Annotated in this window: 14 protein-coding genes; 10 read left to right on the top strand and 4 right to left on the bottom strand. The window is 50.2% G+C overall.

Annotation, left to right across the window (positions count from 1 at the left end; translation table 11 throughout):
• Nucleotides 1–9 precede the first annotated feature (9 nt).
• Nucleotides 10–1,743: a sensor histidine kinase gene (locus AB4Z29_RS00150; protein ID WP_183557539.1), complete on the bottom strand. Its 1,734-nt coding sequence runs from the start codon at nucleotides 1,741–1,743 to the stop codon at nucleotides 10–12.
• A 267-nt stretch (nucleotides 1,744–2,010) separates the two neighbouring features.
• Here AB4Z29_RS00150 and AB4Z29_RS00145 point away from each other — a divergent pair, with 267 nt between their 5' ends.
• From AB4Z29_RS00145 to glpX, 5 genes are all read left to right on the top strand, one after another.
• Nucleotides 2,011–2,865: an ABC transporter permease gene (locus tag AB4Z29_RS00145; RefSeq protein ID WP_183558463.1), complete on the top strand. Its 855-nt coding sequence runs from the start codon at nucleotides 2,011–2,013 to the stop codon at nucleotides 2,863–2,865.
• Between the two features lie 23 nt (nucleotides 2,866–2,888).
• The gene (locus tag AB4Z29_RS00140) at nucleotides 2,889–3,767 is read left to right on the top strand and encodes a carbohydrate ABC transporter permease (RefSeq protein ID WP_183557542.1); all 879 of its coding nucleotides are present in this window, start codon (nucleotides 2,889–2,891) and stop codon (nucleotides 3,765–3,767) included.
• 127 nt (nucleotides 3,768–3,894) lie between these two features.
• Nucleotides 3,895–5,628, top strand: a complete 1,734-nt coding sequence (locus tag AB4Z29_RS00135) for an extracellular solute-binding protein (RefSeq protein WP_441941156.1) — start codon at nucleotides 3,895–3,897, stop codon at nucleotides 5,626–5,628.
• A 172-nt stretch (nucleotides 5,629–5,800) separates the two neighbouring features.
• Complete coding sequence (locus tag AB4Z29_RS00130; RefSeq protein WP_441941155.1) at nucleotides 5,801–14,428, top strand: carbohydrate binding domain-containing protein; 8,628 nt, start codon at nucleotides 5,801–5,803, stop codon at nucleotides 14,426–14,428.
• Between the two features lie 260 nt (nucleotides 14,429–14,688).
• A complete protein-coding gene (gene glpX, locus AB4Z29_RS00125) occupies nucleotides 14,689–15,660 on the top strand; it encodes a class II fructose-bisphosphatase (protein WP_441941154.1) in 972 nt (323 codons plus the stop codon).
• Nucleotides 15,661–15,879: 219 nt separating this feature from the next.
• Here glpX and AB4Z29_RS00120 read toward each other — a convergent pair whose 3' ends face one another.
• Together AB4Z29_RS00120 and AB4Z29_RS00115 are read right to left on the bottom strand one after the other, a co-directional pair.
• Nucleotides 15,880–16,560, bottom strand: coding sequence for a TIGR00266 family protein (locus AB4Z29_RS00120; RefSeq protein WP_183557556.1), 681 nt, complete (start codon nucleotides 16,558–16,560; stop codon nucleotides 15,880–15,882).
• 136 nt (nucleotides 16,561–16,696) lie between these two features.
• On the bottom strand, nucleotides 16,697–17,236 hold the full coding sequence (locus tag AB4Z29_RS00115; protein ID WP_441941153.1) for a phosphatidylglycerophosphatase A family protein: 540 nt from the start codon (nucleotides 17,234–17,236) through the stop codon (nucleotides 16,697–16,699).
• 131 nt (nucleotides 17,237–17,367) lie between these two features.
• On the opposite strand from AB4Z29_RS00115, the gene AB4Z29_RS00110 reads away from it, so the two are divergent.
• The 3 genes from AB4Z29_RS00110 (at nucleotide 17,368) to rdgB (ending at nucleotide 20,371) form a co-directional block, all read left to right on the top strand.
• Nucleotides 17,368–18,417, top strand: a complete 1,050-nt coding sequence (locus AB4Z29_RS00110; protein WP_441941152.1) for a GerMN domain-containing protein — start codon at nucleotides 17,368–17,370, stop codon at nucleotides 18,415–18,417.
• 548 nt (nucleotides 18,418–18,965) lie between these two features.
• Nucleotides 18,966–19,703, top strand: a complete 738-nt coding sequence (rph, locus tag AB4Z29_RS00105) for a ribonuclease PH (protein WP_441941151.1) — start codon at nucleotides 18,966–18,968, stop codon at nucleotides 19,701–19,703.
• Nucleotides 19,704–19,708: 5 nt separating this feature from the next.
• On the top strand, nucleotides 19,709–20,371 hold the full coding sequence (gene rdgB / locus AB4Z29_RS00100) for an RdgB/HAM1 family non-canonical purine NTP pyrophosphatase (RefSeq protein WP_441941150.1): 663 nt from the start codon (nucleotides 19,709–19,711) through the stop codon (nucleotides 20,369–20,371).
• Between the two features lie 109 nt (nucleotides 20,372–20,480).
• Here rdgB and asnB read toward each other — a convergent pair whose 3' ends face one another.
• Complete coding sequence (gene asnB / locus AB4Z29_RS00095; protein WP_441941149.1) at nucleotides 20,481–22,325, bottom strand: asparagine synthase (glutamine-hydrolyzing); 1,845 nt, start codon at nucleotides 22,323–22,325, stop codon at nucleotides 20,481–20,483.
• 150 nt (nucleotides 22,326–22,475) lie between these two features.
• Here asnB and AB4Z29_RS00090 point away from each other — a divergent pair, with 150 nt between their 5' ends.
• Nucleotides 22,476–22,799: a hypothetical protein gene (locus AB4Z29_RS00090; protein ID WP_183558465.1), complete on the top strand. Its 324-nt coding sequence runs from the start codon at nucleotides 22,476–22,478 to the stop codon at nucleotides 22,797–22,799.
• 152 nt (nucleotides 22,800–22,951) lie between these two features.
• A complete protein-coding gene (locus AB4Z29_RS00085; protein WP_441941148.1) occupies nucleotides 22,952–23,560 on the top strand; it encodes an AAA family ATPase in 609 nt (202 codons plus the stop codon).
• The last annotated feature ends 204 nt before the right edge of the window (nucleotides 23,561–23,764 follow it).

Genomic DNA, 23,764 nt, shown 5'->3' with positions numbered 1-23,764 from the left:
TTGATTCATCTAGTTGGAATAGTTTTCGTGCGGCCAAGACAGGTGAACGGCAACGCCGCCTTCATCGCGAATTCGGAAGGTGATGGAAGCCTCCTGGCCGAACTGGAACAGCATGCGCTGGCGGATGTTCCAAAGCGCGCAGCCGCTTGAGTCATCGGGCGGATTCATTATTTTTTTCTCGAGCTTGCGCAGCAGCTCCTCGGTCATGCCGATCCCGTTATCGGCGACAATAATGGTATGATAGCGGTCATCGCTCTCACCGGTAATCGTAATGAGCCCGTCTCCATCGAATCTTTCTATGCCATGCAGAACGGCGTTCTCGACAATCGGCTGCAGGAGCAGCCGCGGCAGCTCAGCGGACAGCATCGTCTCTGGAACCTGGATGTGGTAGGAGAGATGCTGGATATGGAATTGCTGGATTTCCAAATAGCTTTCGACGAGCTGTAGCTCCTCCTTAAGCGTAGCCGTAAGCTTCTCTACCCTTGTCGTATAGCGGTAATAGGTGGAGAGATGCATCGCGAGCTTCATGACGGATTCCTTCTTGCCGAGCCGGGCTAGGCTGCGGATGAGCGCAAAGCAATTGTATAAGAAATGCGGGTTAATCTGTGATTGCAGCTGCTTCACGTTAGCCTCGCGCCTGCGCAGTTCCTCCACGTAAACCTTCTGTATCAGCTGCTCAGTATTGGCGGCCATATCATTAAACCGCTGGAATAGATAAGTGAACTCATTTTTGGGATTAGCGGTAATCCGGGTCGCGTAGTTCCCCTCTTGTAGCCGCTTTACACTGCGGATAAGCAGGCCAATTGGCCGCTGTACATTCCGGTAAAGCAGGTAACCGGCAAGCAAGCTCATAATAAGCAGCAGGCCGACCGAGCCGTAAAATAAATTCCGGCTCTTGACGATCGGCTTCAGAACGTCCGCAAGCGGCACATAATCGATCAAATACCAATCCAGCGTTTTGACATGCGCGGAGGTAACGAGAAAATCATTCCCTCTAATCGTAATGATTTGATTGGAAGCCTCGCTGACCGTCGCTTGCTGCATCAAAGCTTGGATGCTCGCTGTCATTTCCTTGTCGGCCGTGCGGTTTTTGATCATGCTTCCGTCTGCATGCAGCAGGAAAGGATCTCCTTTGCCTGCAAGTTTGAACGTATCCAGATCCTTGATGAGATGCTCCTCGGGAAACGATATTTCGACGATTATTCCGGCCTTGTCCAAATTCCCTTCCAAGCGCTTCGGCTTGACGATATGACGAACGAAGCGGTTTTGCTTTATGCTTTGGATCGTCATCTCCTTGTATTTCCAGTTAGGCGTAAATATTTTTTTGATCGAATCCAAATCATAGGACAAATACGTATTGGTGGAAACTAGCTGCTTGCTCGCAGGCGCCGTGATGCTGTATTGGGTATCCCAGCGCTGGGCGACGTTCAGCAGCCGCAGCCGCTCGAGAATGCGCAGCTTCTCGTCATTGCGCTGGTAAGCGCTCTCGATGAGATGCAGGTTTTGCAGCTGCTGGATATGGATATCCTCACTGAGCAGGAAGCCCAGCGTTGACAGCGTGGTCACGCTTTTATCGATTTCGCTGGCGAGAAACGTAATGTCCTTCTGCTTCAGCGATTTCATCTCATCGTTGATAACCCCGATGCTTGTCTGGATGGAAAGCGTATACAAAACGATGATCGGGATGAGCAGCAGGATGATCAAGGTAATCATTTTGGCAAACGTATTTTCGCGTAAACGCATGCTTGGGACCTCTCTTTTTATGAAAATAAAGTGACATATGTCTACAAAGTGGCATGCTTCCAAAGATCGTGGTCTATAGAACAGGAGAGACTGCTGATAAAATTAATCATACAGGAGAGATGATAAAACACAATCAAATTTTGTTTGGAAAGGGGCAGATCAGTGGAAAGCGCGCTAAACAAACCGCTGCAGCAAGAAACGAAACCAAAACAACAAAAGGAAAAAAGAGCGAGAGAATTATTTAGCCGCACTTGGCCCTTGCATCTCATGCTGCTTCCGGCAGCGATCATTACCTTCATATTCGCTTACGTGCCAATGAGTGGACTTATTATGGCGTTTCAGGACTTCAAGCCATATGACGGTATATTTCGTTCGAAGCTTGTCGGTCTGGAGCATTTTCGGTTCATGTTCGAGTATCCGGACAGCAAGCAGGTTATTATGAACACCTTAATCATTTCGGGACTCAAAATCGTGTTCGGCCTCGTGGTGCCGTTCACGTTCGCGATACTGCTGAATGAGGTACGCAAAATGTTTTTCAAACGGGTCGTTCAAACGCTCGTATACTTGCCGCATTTCATCTCATGGGTCATTCTCGGCGCGATTCTAACAGACATGCTCGGAAGCAAAGGCATCGTTAATCAGCTTCTCAACACGCTCGGATTGGAATCCGTATTCTGGCTCGGCGAAGGCAACTGGTTCCGATTCACGGTCGTCGTCAGTGATATCTGGCAAAACTTCGGCTTTAATACGATCGTGTTTCTAGCGGCGCTCTCAGGCGTTAATCCTTCCCTTTACGAGGCTGCCGAGGTAGACGGGGCTACAAGATGGAAGCAGACGCTGCACATTACCGTTCCTTCCATGATTCCAATTGCGGTTGTGGTAGGCACGCTGTCGCTTGGCAATATTCTAAACGGAGGCTTCGATCAAATCTTTAATCTATACAATGCGCTTGTTTATGACAAAGGAGACATTATTGATACGTTCGTATATCGTACGGCCATTTTGAACGGTCAATACAGCTTCGGTACAGCGGTTGGCTTGTTCAAATCCATTATTGGTCTAATCATGATTGTGTTCTCTTATCGCATGGCTTACAAATACGCAGGTTATCGCATCTTCTAGAGAAAGGGGGAGGGAGTTAAAGCATGTATTACAAAACATCAGGTTATAAAGCATTCTCGGTATTCAACTATATTTTACTAGCCGTCATTTGCATTTCCTGCATCATTCCGCTCGTACACATTCTTGCGGTCAGCTTAAGCGCCAGCTCGCCGGCGAACGCGAACCTCGTCAAGCTATGGCCGATCGGCTTCAACTTTGAAGCTTATTCCAAAACACTGAACAACGATAACTTCCATAATGCGCTGCTCGTAGGCCTGCAGCGTACCGCACTGGGGACGGTTGTGGGCATGTCGCTTATGATACTAGCGGGCTACGCTTTGTCCAAGGATGGGCGGACATTCAAAAGCCGTTCGGTCTATACGTGGTATTTCCTCTTTACGATGCTCTTCAGCGGTGGTATTGTTCCTTCGTACATGCTAATCCGCAATTTGGATTTGATGAACTCGATCTGGGCGCTCGTTCTTCCCGGAGCCATCAATGTATTCAATATGGTCCTGCTCATGAACTTTTTTCGAGCGGTTCCGAAAGAGCTTGAGGAAGCATCGCTAATCGACGGTGCAGGCCAATTCCGGACGTTGTGGAGTATCTTTTTACCGATATCGATGCCCGCTCTTGCGACGATATCACTATTCACAATGGTTACACATTGGAATTCATGGTTTGATGGTCTGTTATATATTACAGATTATAGAAAATATCCATTATCAACTTTTTTGCAAACGATTATTGTTCAGCAGGATTTCAATAAAATAAATCCCGATGTCAATGAGCTGAAGCATATCTCGCAGCGCACGGTCAAATCGGCGCAAATCTTTATCGGGACGCTTCCGATCCTGCTCGTGTATCCGTTCCTGCAGCGTTATTTTGTAAAAGGAATCATTCTTGGAGCCGTGAAGGAATAGCGCAAGAAAAAGGCATCAATAACAAAAAGTTGGTCTATCGAACCAGCAAAGCGAGCTGTATATTGGAAACAAGCGATATAACATATATCGTAATTAATAACAAAATATAACTTACGGGGGTAAAGGCATGAAGAAGTGGCTTTCGGTCTTATTGGTACTATCATTTATGCTAGCGATTGCGGCATGTTCCGGTGGCAACAACACAAACAAAGGCACGAACGCACCGGCAAGCAACAAGCCAGGCAATGAGCCTGCACAAACAGAAGAAGGCAATGCAGAAGGGTTTGCCGATGGCAAGTACACGACACCCGTCACCTTAACGACAGTGTGGGGACTTAACCAAAATGGATCAGTCTTCAAGGAAGGCGAAACGATCGAAGACAACGTTCATACTCGCCTTGTTAAAGAAAGACTAGGCATCGACATTAAATACAACTGGGTTGTAACGAACACGAACGACGCTTACAAAACGAAGCTGCGCCTCATGCTGTCGTCGGGCGAGGAAATGCCGGATGTGGTTACTTACCGCGGTGACTTGGAAACGGTGAACATGCTGATTGACTCCGGACAGTTCATGCCGGTAGGCGACCTGGTAGACAAATACGCTAACGATACTTACAAAGCAGGTTTGGATCTAGATCCAACCATCTGGCTGCCAATCAGCCGCGGCGGAGACAAAATGGCATTGCCAATTCTAGATTACGCTTACAATGCGGATCATGTGATGTGGGTTCGCGAGGATTGGCTGACGAAGCTTAATCTGAAAGCACCTACTACGCTAGCCGAGATGGAAGCGGTAATGGAAGCATTTGTGAAAAATGATCCAGACGGCGACAGCAAAGCGAATACGCTGGGCCTTGCAACGGGCTTCAAAAACGGATTTGCGAACTGGATGACCGATATCGGCTTCATCTTCGGCGCACATGGCACAATGCCAGGCCAATGGAACCAAGCAGCAGACGGCACACTGGAGCACGGCTCCATTAATCCGGCGGCCAAAGCAGCACTTTCCAAATTGAAGGAATGGCTTGACAAAGGCTACATTTCACAGGATTCCGCATTGCTTGACGAAACTACAGGCTCGGAGCTATTCACGAAAGGCGAAGCAGGCATTATGTTCGGACCGAACTGGCTTCCAGCATGGCCGTTCCCTGATCTTCTGAACAACGTGCCATCTGCGAAATACAAGGCTTATCCGATTCCGGCTGGTCCTGACGGCAAAATCGGTTCTGCAGGCGGCAACCCGCCAGCTAACGGTTACGTATTCGTAAACAAAAAAGCTAAAAATCCAGAAGCAATCATTCATTACTATAACTGGTTCTTCGATAATATGGCTAATCCGCAGCCAGGCAGCGAGTTCGAGAAGGGCTTCGCGGAGGGCTATGACTATGCAACGCTTCCTGACGGCTCCATTACGGCTGATATCGCGAAATACCCGGACCTATTCCCGGGCTTGAAGGATCAAACGGCTCCGCCGCTATTCTACACGCTGACGTTCGAAGGCGCTCGTATTCCGACATTGTACGCAGAAACGCATGTGAAGCTTGCTGGCGGCGCCGAAGCGGTTACGCCTTACGAGAAGCAAGAGTTCAACACGCGTTTGAAAGAGAATACAGATGCGATGAAGGTTGTTATGGATCAAAATGCAATTCGCATGAAAAATTACTACATGGGCCCATTGACTGAAACGATGCAAAGCAAAAACGAGCTTCTGAATAAACTGCTTAACGAAACGTTCAACAAAATCGTCTATGGCCAGCAGCCTGTCGATTCGTTCGACACGATGGTAGAGAACTGGAAAAAATCCGGCGGCGAGCAAATTACGAAGGAAGTTAATGAGTGGTACAGCAGTGTCAAATAGTCATATGCAGAGGTGCTTGCTTCTTGCATAGGAAGCATAATTGAATCGACCGAGCGAACAGCCTGTCACGATGCAGTTTCATTATTGAGCTGTAAGGTGCAGGCTGTTCTTCTGAAAACGCAAGTAAGCGTTTGCAGTTAGCCAACTCAAATGGAAAGGAAGTAGAGTGGGAATGAATAAAAGGTTTATTTCAATCATGCTTGTGTTCATGATGCTGGCAAGCAGCCTGCCTATAGTGAACGCGGAGAGTGCTTCGGATGTCAGCACAGCTCATTGGGGCGAGAAGACATTAGTGAAGTGGATAGACAAAGGCATGCTCGGCGGATACCCAGACGGCAGCATACAGCCGGATCGTCAAGTGACGAGAGCGGAATTTACGAAGCTTGTTAACGCGGTGTTCCGTTTGAACAAAAGCGAGGGAAGCTCGTTTACGGATGTTGCGGCAGACGCTTGGTACAGTGAGGATATCGCTGCTGTAAAGGAAGCTGGTTTCATAACGGGATATCCGGATGGCAGCTTTAAGCCAGGCGCATCTATTTCGAGGCAAGAGGCTGCAAAGATCGCTGCGGGATTGTTCATGCTTGAAGGCGAGCAAGGCGACAAGCTTGCTTCTTTTAAGGATAGAGATCAGGTACAGGCTTATGCGAAAGCTTCGCTTGAGCAGCTGCTGGCCGGCGGATACATAAATGGTTATCCCGATCAAACGCTGAGACCTGCTAAGCCAATCACGCGAGCGGAAGCAATCGCCTTATTGGACCGTTTGGCCGTGGAGGTCGTGAATAAAGCAGGCAGCTATGACAAATTGCGCATTTCAGGGAATGCAGTCATAAATGCGGCTGACGTTAGACTAGACGATGCGGTTATAGACGGTAATCTATTTCTGACGCAAGGCATTGGCGAAGGCGATGTTTTTCTAACGGATTTGGAGGTTAAAGGCACGGTTTACATTCAAGGAGGCGGCGTTAACAGCATTCATTTCATTCATTCCAAGCTGAATAAGCTGAATGTTAACAAAGCGGCAGGCAAAGTAAGGGTGATATTCACGAATAAGACGGATGCGGAGCAGCTTATCATTGAATCAACAGCGCAGCTGGAGCTGGATGCTGCTGCTAGCCTCTCGCTGCTGCAGATTAAAGAGAAGGCTGCAGGAACGAGCGTTAAAGCGAAAGGAAATGTGCAGCAGATTATTAATGAAAGCACAGACATCGTTGTGAATGACAAAAAACTTGGTAAAGGCGACAAGGCTGTTATTGAGAATGGCGTCTTGATAAGCGGCCAGCAAGCAACGCCTGGGCAAGGCGGCGGAGGTACTGGAGCGACTCCGACTCCTGCCCCGACAACGGGACCAACAACGGCGCCAACTACAGGACCGACTCCTGCACCGACAACAGGACCAACAACGGAACCAACGACGGCACCAACTGCGGCGCCTGCGGACGAGTGGGAGCTCGTATGGAATGACGAATTCGACGGGAGCGGAGACAACATAGATGCGAACGGCGTCAACTTAGACAAATGGGCATATCAGCTCGGCACAGGTTCACAATACGGCTTGGACGGCTGGGGCAATAACGAGGAGCAATATTACCGCGCCGAGAACATATCGGTCGCAGACGGCAAGCTGACGATTACGGCTGATGACGACGGCTACGGCGGCAAAGCTTATACTTCGGGCAGGCTGTATACGGAGCCGACCTTTAACAAAACGTTTGGTAAATTCGAGGCCCGTATGAAGCTTCCCGTAGGAGAGGGAATATGGCCGGCATTCTGGATGATGCCGAAGGACAGCGAGTATGGCGTATGGGCAGCCTCAGGCGAGCTCGATATTATGGAAGCGCGCGGACGTTTGCCGAATGAGGTCGGCGGAACGATTCATTATGGAAGGAACTGGCCTAATAATAAATCGACTGGCGCGGAATACGAGTTTGGGGCGGATACGGACATAACCGATTATCATACGTACGGCGTGGAATGGGAGCCAGGCGAGATCCGTTGGTACGTCGATGGCGAATTATTCCAAAAGCTTAACAACTGGGACAGCTGGGGAGCGGATCAGCCTGCCAAATATGTATTTCCAGCACCATTTGACAAGCCGTTCTATATGATTCTGAATTTAGCGGTTGGGGGCAATTACGATGGCGGCAGGCTGCCCGATGCTTCGGACATTCCAAGCAAGATGGAAGTGGATTATGTGCGGGTGTATGACATTGCGAATAGGCCTTATAAATCGCCGGTAGAGCCTTCTTTTGAAAAAGAGCCTTATCTAACCGAATATAAGCAGCCGATCGCTGGCAATTTCGTACATGACAGCAGCTATGCCGAACCGTTCACAACGATCGCGGAGCCGGATCAGGCGCTGGATACGAAATTTTGGAATTTTGCCCATGTCAGCACTTTCCAAGGTAATGGTGCGATCACGGTGGAACAGCTGAACGGTGTACCCTTCGCGAAAGCGGACATTACGGCAGGCGGGAATGCCGCCCATGCCGTTCAATTGATTCAGAACGTGACGCTTGGCAAAGGCAGATGGTATAAGCTTTCATTTGATGCAAAATCCAACGCAAACCGCAATATGGCGGTGAAGTTTGGCGGAGGGGAGAACAGAGGCTGGACCACCTACTCCGATAGCCTTGACGCAAGGCTGTCGAGCAACATTCAATCCTACGAGATGGTTTTTCAAATGGGAACGGAAACTGATACGCTCGCAAGGCTGGAGTTCAATCTGGGCTTAAGCACGAACCCGGTATGGATCGGCAATGTGAAGGTAGAAGAGACGACTGCGCCGGACCCCTACCATGACAACGATCCGAAGGAGCCGCTGAATGGCAATCATGTGTATAACGGGACCTTCGATATCGGACGGATAGACCGATTGACCTATTGGAACTTCTCTGCGCTTGGCGGCAGCGCTTCTGCAGCAGTAGATGCGGCGGATCGTGAGCTTCAGGTTGCGATTTCGGACGGCGGTACGGAGCGAGATGCTGTTAAACTCACGCAATTCGGCGTTCATTTAGTTGAAGGAAATGATTATAAAGTTACGTTCAAAGCCAGAGCCGCTTCCGAAAGAACGATTCAAGCGTCCGTTAGCAAGCAAAATGGCGGCTACTACGCCAATCCCGAGACATTCTTGTTAACCTCGGAGATGACGGAGCATACGCTGCTGTTCACGATGGAGCAGCCTACAGACGTAAATGGGCAACTGATCTTCTTACTCGGCGGTGAACAGGGGAATGTATTTATCGATGATGTAGCCATGGTCCGTCTGACCAACTACAATATCGGCGAGCTGGCGCTGAACGATCAGTTCCCGGTTAAAAACGGCGACTTCTCGAATGGCAAGGCAGGCTGGGCGGAGCATGTGCAAGGCCGGTACGACGGCTGGGGCTCAAGCGCCGTATTCGCAGCGCAGGACGGCGAGCTGAAGATGGCCATTGCTAGCGAAGGCAACAATCCGTGGGATGTCATGCTGATGCAGACCGACTTCGATCTTTTTAAAGGCAATACCTATATCGTCTCACTAGATGTTAGAGCATCCAAAAACCGCGAAATGGAAATTGTGATCGACAGCAACAATACGCGTTATTTATCAGAAAAGGTACAGCTCACAGAAACGAAGCAGACATTCAGCTTTGAGCTGCAAGCGCTGAACGACATGACGCCGTCCTTTAAGCTGCTGCTTGGCAAGCTCGAAGGAGCGAGCGTGATCGGCGCGCATGATGTTTATGTCGATAATATTCGGATTGAGCTTAAAGATGCAAGGTCCAAAGCCTTTTTACTCCAAAATGGATATTTCGATGAAGCGATGCAGAACTGGACCAGTCATGTACAGGGAATATACGATGGCTCCTCAAGCGCGGCTATCACGGCGGATAACGGTGCTGCTAAGGCAGCCATTGCAAATACCGGCGCGAATGCCTGGGATATTATACTGCAGCAGGGGTCGCTTGCTCTCGCCAAAGGAAAGACCTATATCGTCTCCTTTGCGGCAAGATCGACCATACCGCGCACTATTGAAGCCGTTGTTGAGAACGGCACTTATGTCCGCTATTTGAACGAGAAGGTGCAAGTGGATGACGTAACGCAAACATACAGCTACGAATTCACATTGGATAAGGATGAGTTGGCTGGCTTCAAGCTGCTAATGGGCAATCAGCCGGGAGCACCAGGTATCGCTCATGACGTGTATATTGATAATGTTCGCTTGGAGCTTAAAGGCGCCAAGGAAGCAGCAGGGGAAAAGGCACGCAGCACAAATGACATTACGCTCGCTTTGCCTCCCGTGATGTCGCCGGATGCCTTGGACAATGCAAAGGGCATTGATATCGAGATTACGTTTGCGGACAACGCAGCCTGGAGAAATGCTGTTTCGGCAGTGATCGTAGACGGCAGCAAGCTTCCGGCGGACGCTTACTCACTGTCCGCTGGCAAGCTGACTATCGACAAATCGGTATTTCAAGCTGCAAAAGCGTACACGATAGCCGTTAAATCAGCGGGCTACGAGCTTGCAAATGCGCTGCAGGACATTCAAGAGGAGATTATGTGGAGCCTCGTATGGTCTGATGAGTTTGACGGGACTGGCACGAACGTGGATACGAATGGCGTCAACCTTGATAAATGGGGTTACCAGCTTGGCAACGGCAGCGATTACGGAGTAGCCAACTGGGGAAATAACGAGGAGCAATATTATAGAAAAGAAAATATTAAGGTGGAGAACGGCGAGCTTGTCATCCAAGCCAAGAATGAGAGCTTTGGCGGGAAAACATATACCTCGGGACGCCTATGGACCAGCCCTACCTTCAGCAAAGCATTCGGTAAATTCGAGGCACGCATCAAGATGCCGGAAGGCGAGGGCATCTGGCCGGCATTTTGGATGATGCCGAAGGACAGCGAGTACGGCGGCTGGGCGTCCTCCGGCGAAATCGATATTATGGAAGCGCGCGGCCGTACGGTCGGCGAGGTCGATGGTACGATCCATTATGGCAAAAACGCGCCGAACAACAAGGCGACTGGCGCGCAATACCATTTCCCAGAGGGCCAGGATATAACGGGCTACCATACGTATTCGGTAGAATGGGAGCCTGGGGAGCTTCGCTGGTACGTGGATGGCAATCTTTTTCAGACGATTAATGACTGGCATAGCTGGGGAGCCGATCAGCAGGAGAAATATGCTTTTCCAGCTCCATTCGACAAAGAATTCTATATCATTTTGAATCTCGCCATAGGCGGCAATTACGACGGTGGACGCAAGCCGGACCCTTCGCTTCTGCCTGCGGAGATGCTGGTTGATTATGTCCGTGCTTATGAGCTGACGGGGAGAGCTTACATGCAGCCAACTGAGCCGACGCTTGTGAAGGATACGTTCCCTGAAGGCGGTAAAGCAGCAATAGACGGGAACCTTATTTATGATACGTCCTACAGCCAAGGCGTGAAGGATATTACGACCGCAGCTCCTGAGCTTGACTATCAATATTGGAATTTTCTTCATGGCGCTGAATTCGGAGGAGCGGGAAGCGTCTCTGTCGATGCTGGTGCAGGTACAGGCACGCCGTTTGCAAAGGTGGATATTACGAATGGCGGAAATGTACCATATTCCCTGCAGCTCATTCAATATGTCACGTTAGTGAAGGGCCAGGCTTATAAAATCAGCTTCGATGCGAAGGCATCCGCGCCGCGCAGCATGAGTGTCAAGCTCGGCGGCGATGCGGACAGCGGATGGGGCATTTATTCCGATAATTTCGAGGCGGCCTTGAAGACGCAAACGGGCCATTATGAATACCGCTTCCTCATGACGGCAAATACAAATGCCAAAGCTCGCGTGGAATTCAATCTCGGTCAGAATACGAATGACGTGTGGATCGGCAACGTTCGTCTGGAAGCTATTGACTCCTTGAATGAGCCTGGTGCCGCGAAGCAGCCGCTCAACAACGGCAACCATGTGTATAACGGGGGCTTTGATCTCGGCACAATGGACCGTCTGCTCTATTGGAATGCACTTGCGGCAGATTCGGCGGTTGCAACGGTCAGCGTTGATCCAATGACGCGCAAGCTTCGTGCCGTCATTGCGAACGGCGGTGCAAACGAAGCAAGCGTGCGGTTGGTTCAGCAGGGGATTAATCTTCTCCAGAAAGACACGTATGAGCTTACTTTTGATGCTCAATCTTCGGAGGCTCGTCCGATCGGCGTGCAGCTTGCGAGCAAGGACGGCGATATGATTTATAGCGGTCCCCATGGTATTTCGTTATCGGCAGACAATAAGAACTATAAGGTTACGTTTACAATGCCTGAAGGCGTGACGGATGAAGAGGCTCAGCTGGTCTTTTTGCTCGGAGGAAGCGTGGGTGCTATTCAACTGGACAATATTCAGCTCGTTCGCACGACTAATCTGAATGTAGATTTCACGGGTGTCGATTTGTTCCCGCTCCAGAACGGCGACTTCTCTTACGCGCTGAGCGGCTGGGAACCGTTCACGCAAGGCGGTGCGGCTGTCTTTACTGAAGACAATGGCGCAGCCAAAATTGCGATAACGAACGTTGGCGGAGAGGCTTGGAACGTCATGCTTAATCAGTCAGAGTTAAACTTGACGAAAGGGCTGACGTATAAGCTCTCCTTTGATGCCAGATCAACCGTCGGGCGAGATATCGAAGCGGCTCTCGAAAACGCAGGTTATACGCGACGGTTTTACAGCGGGCCGCTCATGCTGACGAATGCGATGCAGCATTTTGAATTCTCATTCAAAATGGGGGCAGACGATAAAGTCGCTCTGAAATTCCTGCTTGGCAAAACGGCTCGGAGCGCAGCGAGCCCACATGATATTTTTATAGATAACGTGGTGCTTGAGGTTAAGGATGCTCCAGTGCTTAGGCCTCCTACGCTCATTCCGGATTCAACTGCGAATCGTGTCGGCGAAGAGGCAGAAATACGTTTTGTCGATCATGAAGCATGGAGAGCAGCCATTGCTGCGATTGAAGTGAACGGTGCCGTGATAGCCGAAGGCCGGTATAACGTTCAGCCTGGTGCTATCATTATCGATCAGTCGGTCTTTACGGGCGATCGATCTTATCTGATTAAAATCAAGGCATGGGGCTTTGGCGATACCGACGTCAATCAAGTCATTTTTCCGGCGGATGGCAATCTCGTGTTGAATGGCAATATGTCGAACGGGATGGCAAGCTGGGAGCATTGGTTCGGTGACGGTGGAGATTCGAAGGTTGAGGTTAAGGATGGGGCTGCCCGTATCGATATTTATTACAACGGAGGCATGCACCCCGAATGGAATGTGCCGGTCGGCTGGTCCACTCAGTTCACCCAATCCGGCATTAAGCTAACGGCTGGAAAGGTCTACGAGCTCAGCTTTCAGGCATGGTCGGGAGCAGAGCTTCCAGCTCCTGGTCCGTTTGACCGTCCGATCGCACTCGAATTAGGCGGCTATAACAACAATCAATCGGTTCTTTTCAATATCACGGGTGATCCGCATGCCGTGTACAAAAAAAGTCTCCTGCCAACAAGCGATGTAAATCTAACACTCAAGTTTTTGCTTGGAAATGTCGTGAATGGAGCCTTCGTAACGCCAGACGGCGAGCATGTTATCTATGTAGATAACGTTGCGATTCGCGAGGTTGCTGCTCCGCCAGTTCTAAGTGCGGACACGTCAGACAATAAGGTTGGCCAGCCGATCGAGCTTGGATTCGTTGATTCGCCTGCATGGCGTGCGGCGATTACGATGCTATCGATTGACGGCGTAGCCGCGGCTGACGGCAGCTATACGGTGGAAGCGGGCAAAATCAAGCTAAATGCCGCTTTATTTCCCGAGATCAAAACGTACGCAATCGCCATAACGGCTGCCGGCTACGGAATCAGCGAGGTACAGCAGCAGGTGAAGACCGCTGCTGCAAACGTAGCGCTTCACAAGGCAGCGTCAGCCTCAACCGGGCCCCAGCCTGCTGCCAATGCTGTTGACGGAAACAGCAATTCAAGATGGGAGTCCGCCGCTTCTGATCCGCAGTGGCTAGCCATTGATTTGGGGGCTCAATATTCGCTTGAGAGCGCCGTGTTAAGCTGGGAGGGTGCTTTCGGCAAAGCCTACAAGCTTCAAGTGTCTACGGCAGCGATCCCGGGAGAGCATGATTGGACAGACGTCTTTACAGAAGCCGCAGGAAACGGAGGCGTTGACCCGATTACCTTAAAAGGGGAAGAGGCGAGACATATCCGAATGCTGGGCAGTGCACGCGGGACGCCATACGGCTATTCCTTATGGGAGTTCGAGGTTTACGGCACTTGGGTGAGCGGCGGTTCAAGCGGAGGTACGGATCCCAATCAGGAACCAGAACCAGAACCAGAACCGGAACCGGAACCGGAACAAGGGACGAATCTGGCGCTGAACAAGCAAGCAGCGGCGTCCAGCTTCAACAATGTATTTCCTGCGAATTTGCTAACTGACGGGAACGCGGGCACAAGATGGGAAGCGAAGTGGAGCGACAATGCAATCGCTCCTTACAACGCCGAGTGGGTTTATATTGATTTGAATCATACGTATGACATAAGCAAAATCGTATTGGTATGGGAAGCTGCTTACGGAAAAGCTGTGGATATCCAAGTGGCGGCGACAGGAAGCGATCTGTCTGCCGAAAGCGCGGACTGGCAATCCGTGCATGCGCTGAACCGAAGTCTGAGTGCTGCCGAATACACGGAAGCCGTAACGCTTGAGAGCAGCACGGCAGCCAGATATGTGCGCGTTTTGATTACGGATAAAGCTATGCCGCCGTACGGCCCGTCACTATACGAAATTGAGATTTATGAATAGTTGATGATCTTGCTTGGTTCTTTAGATAAAAGAGCGCATCCGCGCAGAGCTTGCTCTGTGTCGGATCGCTCTTTTGTCGTTCCAACCTGTAGATGATAGTTGATAAGCATCCTTTAACCTATTAATGATGGTTTAATGAAGATTGGAAATATATATTGCGACATAAATAAATATATGATACATATTAAATAACGGAAATGACTTCAACATGTATGCTAATGATCTGTTCCGTCATATGAGGGTAGAGGAGACTGGATGACATGGAGAGAGAGTTGGCATTAGAGCTTGTGAGGGTAACGGAGCTTGCGGCACTCGCATCGGCACCGTGGATGGGGAGAGGCGATAAGAATAGCGCAGACGGAGCGGCGACTTCCGCCATGCGTTCCATGTTTGATTCCGTGTCCATTCGCGGCACGGTAGTCATCGGAGAAGGGGAAATGGACGAAGCGCCGATGCTATATATCGGAGAGGAAGTGGGCAGCTTGAATGGGCCTGAGGTTGACGTCGCTGTGGATCCGCTTGAAGGCACGGAAATTGTCGCGAAAGGTTTGAACAACGCGATGTCTGTCCTGGCGGTAGCAGGGAAAGGCCAACTGCTCCACGCGCCGGATATGTATATGGAGAAGCTGGCCTTCGGGCCTGCTCTAGTCGGCAAATTGTCTATTACCGATCCAATGGACGTGACGCTGCAGAAAGCGGCGGATGGCTTAAATAAAAAGGTTTCGGATTTAACGGTCATGATTCTGGACAGAACGCGCCATGAATCTATCGTAAAGGTGCTGCGCAAAGTCGGCGTACGCATTAAATTTCTGTCGGACGGCGATGTTGCCGGTGCAATGGCCCCTGCTTTTCCTGAGGCGGGAATTGATTTGTATGTGGGCTCCGGCGGAGCTCCTGAGGGTGTCATTGCCGCTGCAGCGCTGAAGTGCTTGGGAGGCGAGCTGCAAGCGCGTTTGATGCCTGCTGACGGCAACGAGTATAATCGCTGCGTTCAAATGGGGATCGAGGATCCGTACCGCGTTCTGACGATGGAGGATATGATCGGTACGGGAGACGTTTATTTTGCGGCAACAGGCGTGACGCCAGGTGAGTTTCTAGGGGGTGTTCAGTATTTCCCCGATCAGCGGGCAGAGACGCATTCCATTGTTATGCGGGCGAAGACCAAAACTGTTCGTTTCGTCCGCGCCCTGCATTATTTGCCGAACAAGTCATTTCTAAACAGCGGCAAGTAAAGGTTTTGACGCAACGTTTACTTTCCCAGCACTAACAATGTGATTCCCTGCTCCTTGTCCTGCTGCATATACACGGGGATGAGAAGATTTTGGAATGCAATCATTAACAACTAAAGCGTACTAGGCTTAAAATAGACAAAAGCCAGCATGTCGGGAGACGTGCTGGCTTTAAGTTATGAGTCCTGTTCATGGATACGCATGCGGTTCATCAGCAGGTTGTTAGCTGCCGCCGGGAATGAACTTTTTCAGCCAGCTTCCAAAGCTTGCCGGATTGCGGCTCTGAATAAGCACGACACCTTCGCCTCGAAAGCGGCAGACGAGTCCTTCACCGCTAGTGATGCTGGAGAGCCAGCCTTTGGAGGCTTTCTCAATCGTGTAATTCATGTAGCCCGGCCATGCAACCAAATGACCGTTATCAATGATGACTTCTTCCCCAGGTGCTAGGTTGAGCGCATGAATAGCGCCGTACGAGGAGAGGAAGACGGTGCCTTTCCCGCTGATCTCCACGATAAAAAAACCTTCGCCAGATAACAGCCCTCTGCCTAGGTTCTGCATTTTCGTATTGACCTCAATGCCGCTTGTGCCGGCTAGGAATCCATCCTTCTGTACATAAAGCTTGTATGAGCCATCCAGCTCAATCGCTTCAATATCGCCAAGGGAAGGAGGAGCAAGGTGAACTTCACCTTGTCCCCTGTTTGCTGTCATTTCCTGAAAGAAGAAGGTTTCCCCGCTAAGCATCCTGCCGAGTCCGCGCATAAAGCCGCCATCCGTCGTGCCTTTGAGGTCGATGCTCGGCGACATGGAGACCATTGCCCCCATCTCAGCCTTTACGCTTTCCCCTGGATTAAGCTTAACCTTCAGCATGGCAAAAGCGCCTTTGTAAAATATATCGTAATTCATGTAGGGAACCTCCTAAAGGTTTTGCGAAGCAAAATCCAACATCGAAAGCATATGCTTAGGTTTTGCGAAGCAAAATCCAACATCGAAAGCATACGCTTAGGTTTTGCGAAGCAAAATCCAACATCGATGGCCTGGTTTAATCGAGCGGCGGCTGTGTTACGCCCTCTCGCTCCGCCTGCCTGCGGTGAGCAATTCGGCTGGCAGCCGATGCTGCGATTGCGCCGACGATGTCGTCTAGAAACGTATGGATTTCTCCGTCGCTTTTATCATTCAGCTTAACCAGTATGCCTGGTTTGAGCTTGTCGACATAACCGAAGTTTGTAAAACCGATGCTGCCGTAAACGTTGACGATCGACAATGCCAAAATTTCATCGCATCCATAAAGGCTTTCATCATGCTTGATCATATCTTGAAGCGGAGCCATCAGCTTGCCTTCCTCTGCAAGGATGTCGAGCTGGATGCCCGTCAATACGGCATTCTGAACCTCTCGTTTGGACAGGACGGCGTCGACATGAACGATGCAATCCTCAGGCGTCAGGTCAGGGAAATAATCCTTTTGCAGGAAATGCACGAGCTCGGCGATCGCAATCTTTGTTACACCGCGCTTGATGAGCCATTCGTCTGTAGCCTCCGCCACTTTGCGGCTGTTAAGGCTATAAATTTCGGGATTGGACATGTTTTTGTTCCCCCTTAGGATTTTATGGACAAAACTGGTCTAAAAAAGGGAAGGGCTCGTATACATAGTACTACAAATAAGGAGTTGTACAAAGCCGCCAGGCAAAACTCGATTAGGGAGGAAAGGTCAATATGATTCAAAAAAGATGGATTAGGGGTGCCGTACTTTCAGGGGTTCTCGTGTTGCCGATTCTTACATCCGGTTGCGGATTGTTTTCTCAGGAGACAAGCCAGTCAATCGATCCGCCGCAGATTGAGGTTAAAGACGGTGTTGACAATGCTGAAACCGGACAGGCAGTCGTTGAAGGCGAAACACAAATGACGGTTTACCTCGAGGACCGGAATGGCTATTTGGCTCCGATCTCGCTGACAACAACGCTAGGAGCAAACGAACAAGCCGGACAGAAGGCACTAGAGATGATGGTCGAGAATGGCGCTTATGCCAGCCAGCTTCCTGAGGATTTCCGCGCTGTCATCCCGCAGGGCACACAAATAAAGTCTTACACGTATGACAAAGAGCAAAAGCTGGCAACGGTCGAATTCTCGGAGCCTTTCGCCGATTATAACGCGCAGGATGAGCGCACGATCGTAGAAGCCATTACATGGACGTTGACGGCTATGACAGGCATTGAGGGCGTTGAAATCTGGTATGAAGGCGCCAAGCTGCCGGAAATGCCGGTAGACGGCTATCCGCTTGATGAGAAGCTTACGCGCGCAGTAGGCATTAATATCGAAGCGGCCGAAGGCGTCAATTATGGACAGTCGACGCCGGTCACGCTTTATTTCTCCGCACAAACCTTGAACGATGAGCAATATTATGTACCGGTCACACGGCTAGTCGCGCGTTCTTCGGATCCTGCCAAGGCAGCGCTCGAGCAGCTGATCTCAGGCCCGCTTAACAAAAAAGAGCTGACCAGCGTTATCCTTCCTGACGTACTCGTGAACGACATCGTTCGTGAAGGGAACACGGTAACCGTTGACTTGAAGGACGAGGCGTATCAAGAAGGTCAGAAGCTGCCGACTGAGATGCTGCAGGCACTCGTGCTCTCGGTTACTGAAAGCACTGGCGCAGCTGCCGTTCAGATTAAAGTGAACGGGGAAGCGAACATCGTGGACATGAAGGACCAATCCTACAGCGAGCCGGTAAGCCGTCCGCATCACGTTAACGCCATTAAGTCATAATTAAGCTCAGATTGCATAATTTGGTTTAAGAGGCTGACTCAAAAGGGGGTCGCTCCCTGAAGAAGCAGCTCGCACAATCGAAAATAAGAAAAAATTCGCATTAAACAAGCGTTGCAGAGTGCTAATCTGCAACGCTTGTTTTTGATTTTGGTTTTTGCTGATTTCTTTAGCAATTGATGGTAAACGGAGCATTTAAATGATTATGGAGAAGCGTCCGCGTTCGTGTTTGTGAAGGGATTTGGGCCTTTCCTGGTTGATTCAAAGGAATCCCAGGGCAATGGAGATCGGAAGAACATTTAAATGTGCAGTTTATGTGCAGTTTGCCGTTTAGCCTGATCAACAAAGATATTACATCGTCAAGCAACTAACTTATGGGACAGTCCCTTTTTGTATTTAAATTAGGCTCGTAGGCCACCGGCAGCACTTGGATATCTTTTTCGCTGGCGCAGATGCAATTCAAAGGTTACTTTGTTAGAATAGGAAAGATTGTACGATGGAATCCAAGGATTATCTAAACCATATTACGCATGACTCAGGAGGAAATAAAAATGAGAAACGACGGTCGGCAACCGAACCAGCTTCGGCCGGTAACCATAACGACAGGCGTCAACAAATATGCAGAGGGTTCCGTCCTTATCGAGGTCGGAGAAACGAAGGTTATTTGTACGGCCAGCGTGGAGGACCGGGTTCCGCCTTTTATGAAGGGTCAGGGGAAAGGCTGGATTAATGCTGAGTATGCCATGCTGCCGCGGGCAACGCATTCACGCAACATCCGCGAGGCTGCCAAAGGCAAGCTGACGGGACGGACAATGGAAATACAGCGTCTAATCGGACGCGCGCTGCGTTCGGTCGTTGATTTGCAAGCACTCGGCGAACGTACGATTACGCTGGATTGCGACGTTATCCAAGCCGATGGAGGCACCCGTACGACTTCGATTACAGGAGCGTTCATCGCGCTGACGATTGCAGTCAACAAGATTTCGGAGAAGGTGCAGTTCGCCAAGTATCCTATTACTGATTTCTTGGCTTCGGTAAGCGTTGGCGTTATTCAGGAGAAAGCAATGCTGGACTTGAATTACGAAGAGGACTCCAAAGCAAAGGTCGACATGAATGTCGTCATGACAGGCAATGGGAAATTTGTAGAGGTGCAGGGCACGGGCGAGGATGCTCCGTTCTCACGCGAGGAGCTTAATCAGCTGCTTGCTCTCGGAGAAGCCGGCATAGCGGAGTTGATCGGCAAGCAGCGCGAGGTCCTTGGGCCATTGGCTGCGCGTATAGGAGGCTAACTATCATGTCAAAGCATCAGCTGCTCCTGCATGAGAAGATTGTGGTGGCTACCAAAAATGCGGGCAAAGTAAGGGAATTCGCACATGCGCTTCAGAAGCTTGGCAAGGAAACGCTAAGTTTACATGATTACCCGCAGATTCCCGATATAGTAGAGGATGGCGACACATTTGCAGCTAATGCGCGCATCAAAGCCAAGACGACCGGCGACACGCTTGGCGTGCCGGTGCTGGCTGATGATTCAGGACTTCGCGTAACGGCGCTTAACGGCGCTCCCGGCGTGTATTCTGCTCGTTTTGCGGGAGAGCACGCGTCAGATGGAGACAATAACGAGAAGCTCATTCGCGAGCTTAAACGTTTGCATGAGCAAGGAAGCCTGCCGGAATTGGGCAGTCTTGATGACGGCTCACAGCTGCTTAGCGAGGCTCAATTCGTTTGCGCATTAGCGCTGTATGATCCGGCGACGGGGCTGTTTATTGAAGCAGAAGGAACGGTAGACGGCGTCATAACGGACAAACCGCACGGCGATGGCGGGTTTGGCTATGATCCGTTGTTTTGGGTGCCTCGTTTAAACCGCGGAATGGCTGAGCTGACGAAAGAAGAAAAACAGCAAATCAGCCACCGCGGAGAAGCACTGAGACATCTTCTTCCCCAATTGGAGCAGGCGTAAGACATGAACAAATGAAACACCCCCAGCAGCTAGAGTGCCATTGAACGGGCATCCCGGCAGCTGGGGGTGTTTCATTCTGTATACTTAGGACGAAGAGCGTACGGTACGGTTACCCTATGACGACTTTATATTGCTTCAGCCAGAGGTTTACTTGGTACAAGTACGCGAATAGCTGAGGCCCGGACATGAGCTGGCCGAACCATGGGATATTAGACTTGGCAGAATCCGATTCGGCAAGCTCTCTAACCTTTGCGACATTAATGAGGGGAAGCAGAGGCGAAGTCGGATCATTCAATACGTCCAGCAAAAGGCCTTTGACCGCCGCCAAATAATTCGGGTTATGCGTTTTGGGGTAAGGACTTTTTTTACGGGTCAATACGTCGTCGGGAAGAATGCCGCGCAGCGCCTTCCGTAAAATGCCTTTTTCCCGGTCGCCAGACGTCTTGATTTCCCAAGGGATGTTCCATACATATTCGACGAGCCGATGATCGCAGAAAGGCACCCGCACCTCAAGTCCTGCCGCCATGCTCATGCGATCCTTGCGATCGAGAAGCGTTGGCATGAAGCGGGTAATATTCAAATAAGACATTTGGCGCATTTTGCGCAGCTGCTCGTTTTCTCCGTCAAGATGGGGCACTTCCCCGATTGCTTGCGCGTATCGGTCTCCGATATAGTCGATTGGCTTGATCCAAGCTGCGACGTCCGGGGCAAGCAGGTCTGCGCGCATGGCTGAGGCGAGCGACCAAGGGAACGTGTTGGCATTAAGCGCCTCCTCGCGATGGAACCACGGATATCCTCCGAAAATTTCGTCAGCTGCTTCCCCGGATATCGCGACCGTCGCATCCTTTTTAATCTCATGGCAGAAGAGTAGCAGCGAGGCATCGACGTCTGCCATCCCAGGCAGATCCCGTGCGAGAGTAGCTGCTTTCAAGGCATTGACCAGCTCCGGCGTGTCGAATTGAATCGGATGATGGATAGTTCCGAGATGTGAAGTCATTCTCTCGATCCATGGCGCATCGCTATTGGGCTGGAAGGCATGCGCCTTGAAATGCTTGTCATTATCCGTGTAATCGACAGAATAGGTATGCACGTTTCCTTGCCCGTTTTCATTGTAGTATTGGACGGCAAGAGTCGTTAATGCGCTGGAATCGAGACCCCCGGACAAAAGCGTGCATACGGGAACGTCGGATACGAGCTGGCGCTCAACGGTATCCTTCAACAATTCCCTGACTTGCTCTGCCGTTTCCTCGATGCTCTGCGCATGTGGAGAGCTTTCAAGCTGCCAATACGTAACGGTCTTGACGCCCGAGTGATTGACAGTCATGCAGCGGCCGGGCCTAAGCTCACTAATTTGTTTATATACACCGTGGCCGGGGGTTCGCGCAGGACCGAGAATGAATATTTCGGCAAGACCTTCCGCGCCGACCTCAGGCTTCACAGCAGGATGAGCCAATATGCACTTTTGCTCCGAGCCGAATATGAACAAACCATCCTGTATGCTGTAGAACAACGGTTTTACGCCAAGCCGGTCACGCGCGAGGAACAATTCCTGTTCGGCAACATTCCATATCGCAAATGCGAAAATTCCATTAAAACGCTCCACGCAAGCTTTGCCCCATTCCATATAGGCAACCAGCAGCACTTCTGTATCACAATTTGTCGTAAAAGCTCTGCCTCTGCTCTCAAGCTCCTTGCGAAGCTCAGGCGCATTGTACAATTCCCCGTTATAGACAACGACATATTTGTCATCGCCGGTATGGCGTATCATTGGCTGTGCGCCGTTCTCCGGGTCAATAACGGATAAACGGCGGTGGCCTAAGGCGCAATGCGCCGATATCCACGTACCGGAAGCGTCGGGACCGCGCGGTGCAAGGGTGTCGGTCATCTTCTCTAAGCTTTCGCTTTGCTTAGTCAGATCACGGTTCCAATCGATCCAGCCCGTAATTCCACACATCGATCTCATTCCTCTCTTTTACTGGTCTCAAAGTAGCGATAATATCAGTTATATGCGGAAAAAGGGATAAAATGTCTGTCCGATGGGGGATGCTAGGGGGGTCTGTATAAAGCCTAGTTACGAAAAAGGAGCGTGTGAAGCGTGGTTGATATGGAAGCAGGCGGAGTGGAACGCAAGCGCTATTATGTATCCGTTCAGGCGGGACAAATATTAGAGGATCCGCAAGCGGCGGCATACGAGCTTGAAGTCAGTCTGAGCGAGGAGGAGCATATCAAGCTGCGAGAGCTGTTTGACGAGCTATCCAGCATGGATGAGGCCGAGATGTTCCATTTCTCCCACTCGCCGTTCGGTTCAGCGAGCGATGGCGAGATTAATGGGGGTTATGACGACCTTATTCAGCAAATTTACCAGAAACTGCATGAGCATGGAACCGAAACGACGAAGCGTCATATTGAATCGATGCAGCTGTTATAGGCGGATACCAGAAGTCCGGCCGCTGGAGAGAGGCAGTCGGACTATTGAAAGAACTTAAATTGAAGCCTTTACATCGATGCAGCATGATCCCGTTCTATTAAAATCGAACAAAAAATGATATACTTCTACAAAAATAGTGGAGGTTTATCGCTTTGCAAAAGTTGGTTTTTTTCGTGGGAGTAGCAGGCACAGGCAAGACAACGGTAGCGAGGAAGCTGGCAGATCGCATTCCTGCGGCATTTCTGGATCGTGATACGATCGGGGGCAGATTTGTCGAAGCAATACTTGAGCTTAATGGTCTAGACAAACGTGACCGGGATTCGGAGTATTACAAGAAACATTTGCGCGATTTGGAATATGACACAGCGAAGGATGTATGTATCGAGAATCTCGCTGCGGGGCAGAACGTGTTTATGATTTCCCCTTTTACGGCGGAGCTCAAAAATAAGCAGTGGATCGAAGAGGTCGTTGAATCGGCAGGCTTGTCACTCCAAACGGTAGACATAAAGGTTGTTGTAGTGACGCTTCAGGATATGGAACTGCAGAAGAACCGAATTATCGGGCGGCATACGGAGCGCGACCAGTGGAAGCTGGACAACTGGGGCGACTTTGAGAAGCGTATTGAATTTGTACCGCAGATTAACTGGGATATACCGAATTCTTCTATATTCGTTTTCGACAATAGTGGCGAGCTGACGGAAGAGAAGTCAGAGCAATTATACCAATTCGTTAGCGAAAAGAAAGCAACGATGACTGCGTAGATACTGGTTATACCTATCTAAAAATAGAGATGTTCCAAAGGGAAATGTCCCTCAGGAAGGCCTCTATTTATTGTAGTCTGCCTGGCGTGTTTGGACTTCCAATACGCTGTAGATACAGCAATGCATAGGGTCCATGGAATGGCCCTATGCAATATTATTCTAAGAAATGAAGCAGTCCGAACGCATGGAGGTTACGTTATGACT

The organism is Paenibacillus sp. 2TAB23 (genome assembly GCF_052115165.1).
Classification (GTDB): Bacteria; Bacillota; Bacilli; order Paenibacillales; family Paenibacillaceae; genus Pristimantibacillus.
The sequence above is the reverse complement of the archived record's forward strand: the minus strand, read 5'-3'. Positions and strand labels throughout refer to the sequence as shown.

What these genes read in the sequence shown, in the direction of transcription:
- AB4Z29_RS00150 (WP_183557539.1), bottom strand. Translation starts at nt 1,743, where the DNA reads ATGCGTTTACGCGAAAATACGTTTGCCAAAATGATTACCTTGATCATC.
- AB4Z29_RS00145 (WP_183558463.1), top strand. Translation starts at nt 2,011, where the DNA reads ATGCTGCTTCCGGCAGCGATCATTACCTTCATATTCGCTTACGTGCCA.
- AB4Z29_RS00140 (WP_183557542.1), top strand. Translation starts at nt 2,889, where the DNA reads ATGTATTACAAAACATCAGGTTATAAAGCATTCTCGGTATTCAACTAT.
- AB4Z29_RS00135 (WP_441941156.1), top strand. Translation starts at nt 3,895, where the DNA reads ATGAAGAAGTGGCTTTCGGTCTTATTGGTACTATCATTTATGCTAGCG.
- AB4Z29_RS00130 (WP_441941155.1), top strand. Translation starts at nt 5,801, where the DNA reads ATGAATAAAAGGTTTATTTCAATCATGCTTGTGTTCATGATGCTGGCA.
- glpX (WP_441941154.1), top strand. Translation starts at nt 14,689, where the DNA reads ATGGAGAGAGAGTTGGCATTAGAGCTTGTGAGGGTAACGGAGCTTGCG.
- AB4Z29_RS00120 (WP_183557556.1), bottom strand. Translation starts at nt 16,560, where the DNA reads ATGAATTACGATATATTTTACAAAGGCGCTTTTGCCATGCTGAAGGTT.
- AB4Z29_RS00115 (WP_441941153.1), bottom strand. Translation starts at nt 17,236, where the DNA reads ATGTCCAATCCCGAAATTTATAGCCTTAACAGCCGCAAAGTGGCGGAG.
- AB4Z29_RS00110 (WP_441941152.1), top strand. Translation starts at nt 17,368, where the DNA reads ATGATTCAAAAAAGATGGATTAGGGGTGCCGTACTTTCAGGGGTTCTC.
- rph (WP_441941151.1), top strand. Translation starts at nt 18,966, where the DNA reads ATGAGAAACGACGGTCGGCAACCGAACCAGCTTCGGCCGGTAACCATA.
- rdgB (WP_441941150.1), top strand. Translation starts at nt 19,709, where the DNA reads ATGTCAAAGCATCAGCTGCTCCTGCATGAGAAGATTGTGGTGGCTACC.
- asnB (WP_441941149.1), bottom strand. Translation starts at nt 22,325, where the DNA reads ATGTGTGGAATTACGGGCTGGATCGATTGGAACCGTGATCTGACTAAG.
- AB4Z29_RS00090 (WP_183558465.1), top strand. Translation starts at nt 22,476, where the DNA reads ATGGAAGCAGGCGGAGTGGAACGCAAGCGCTATTATGTATCCGTTCAG.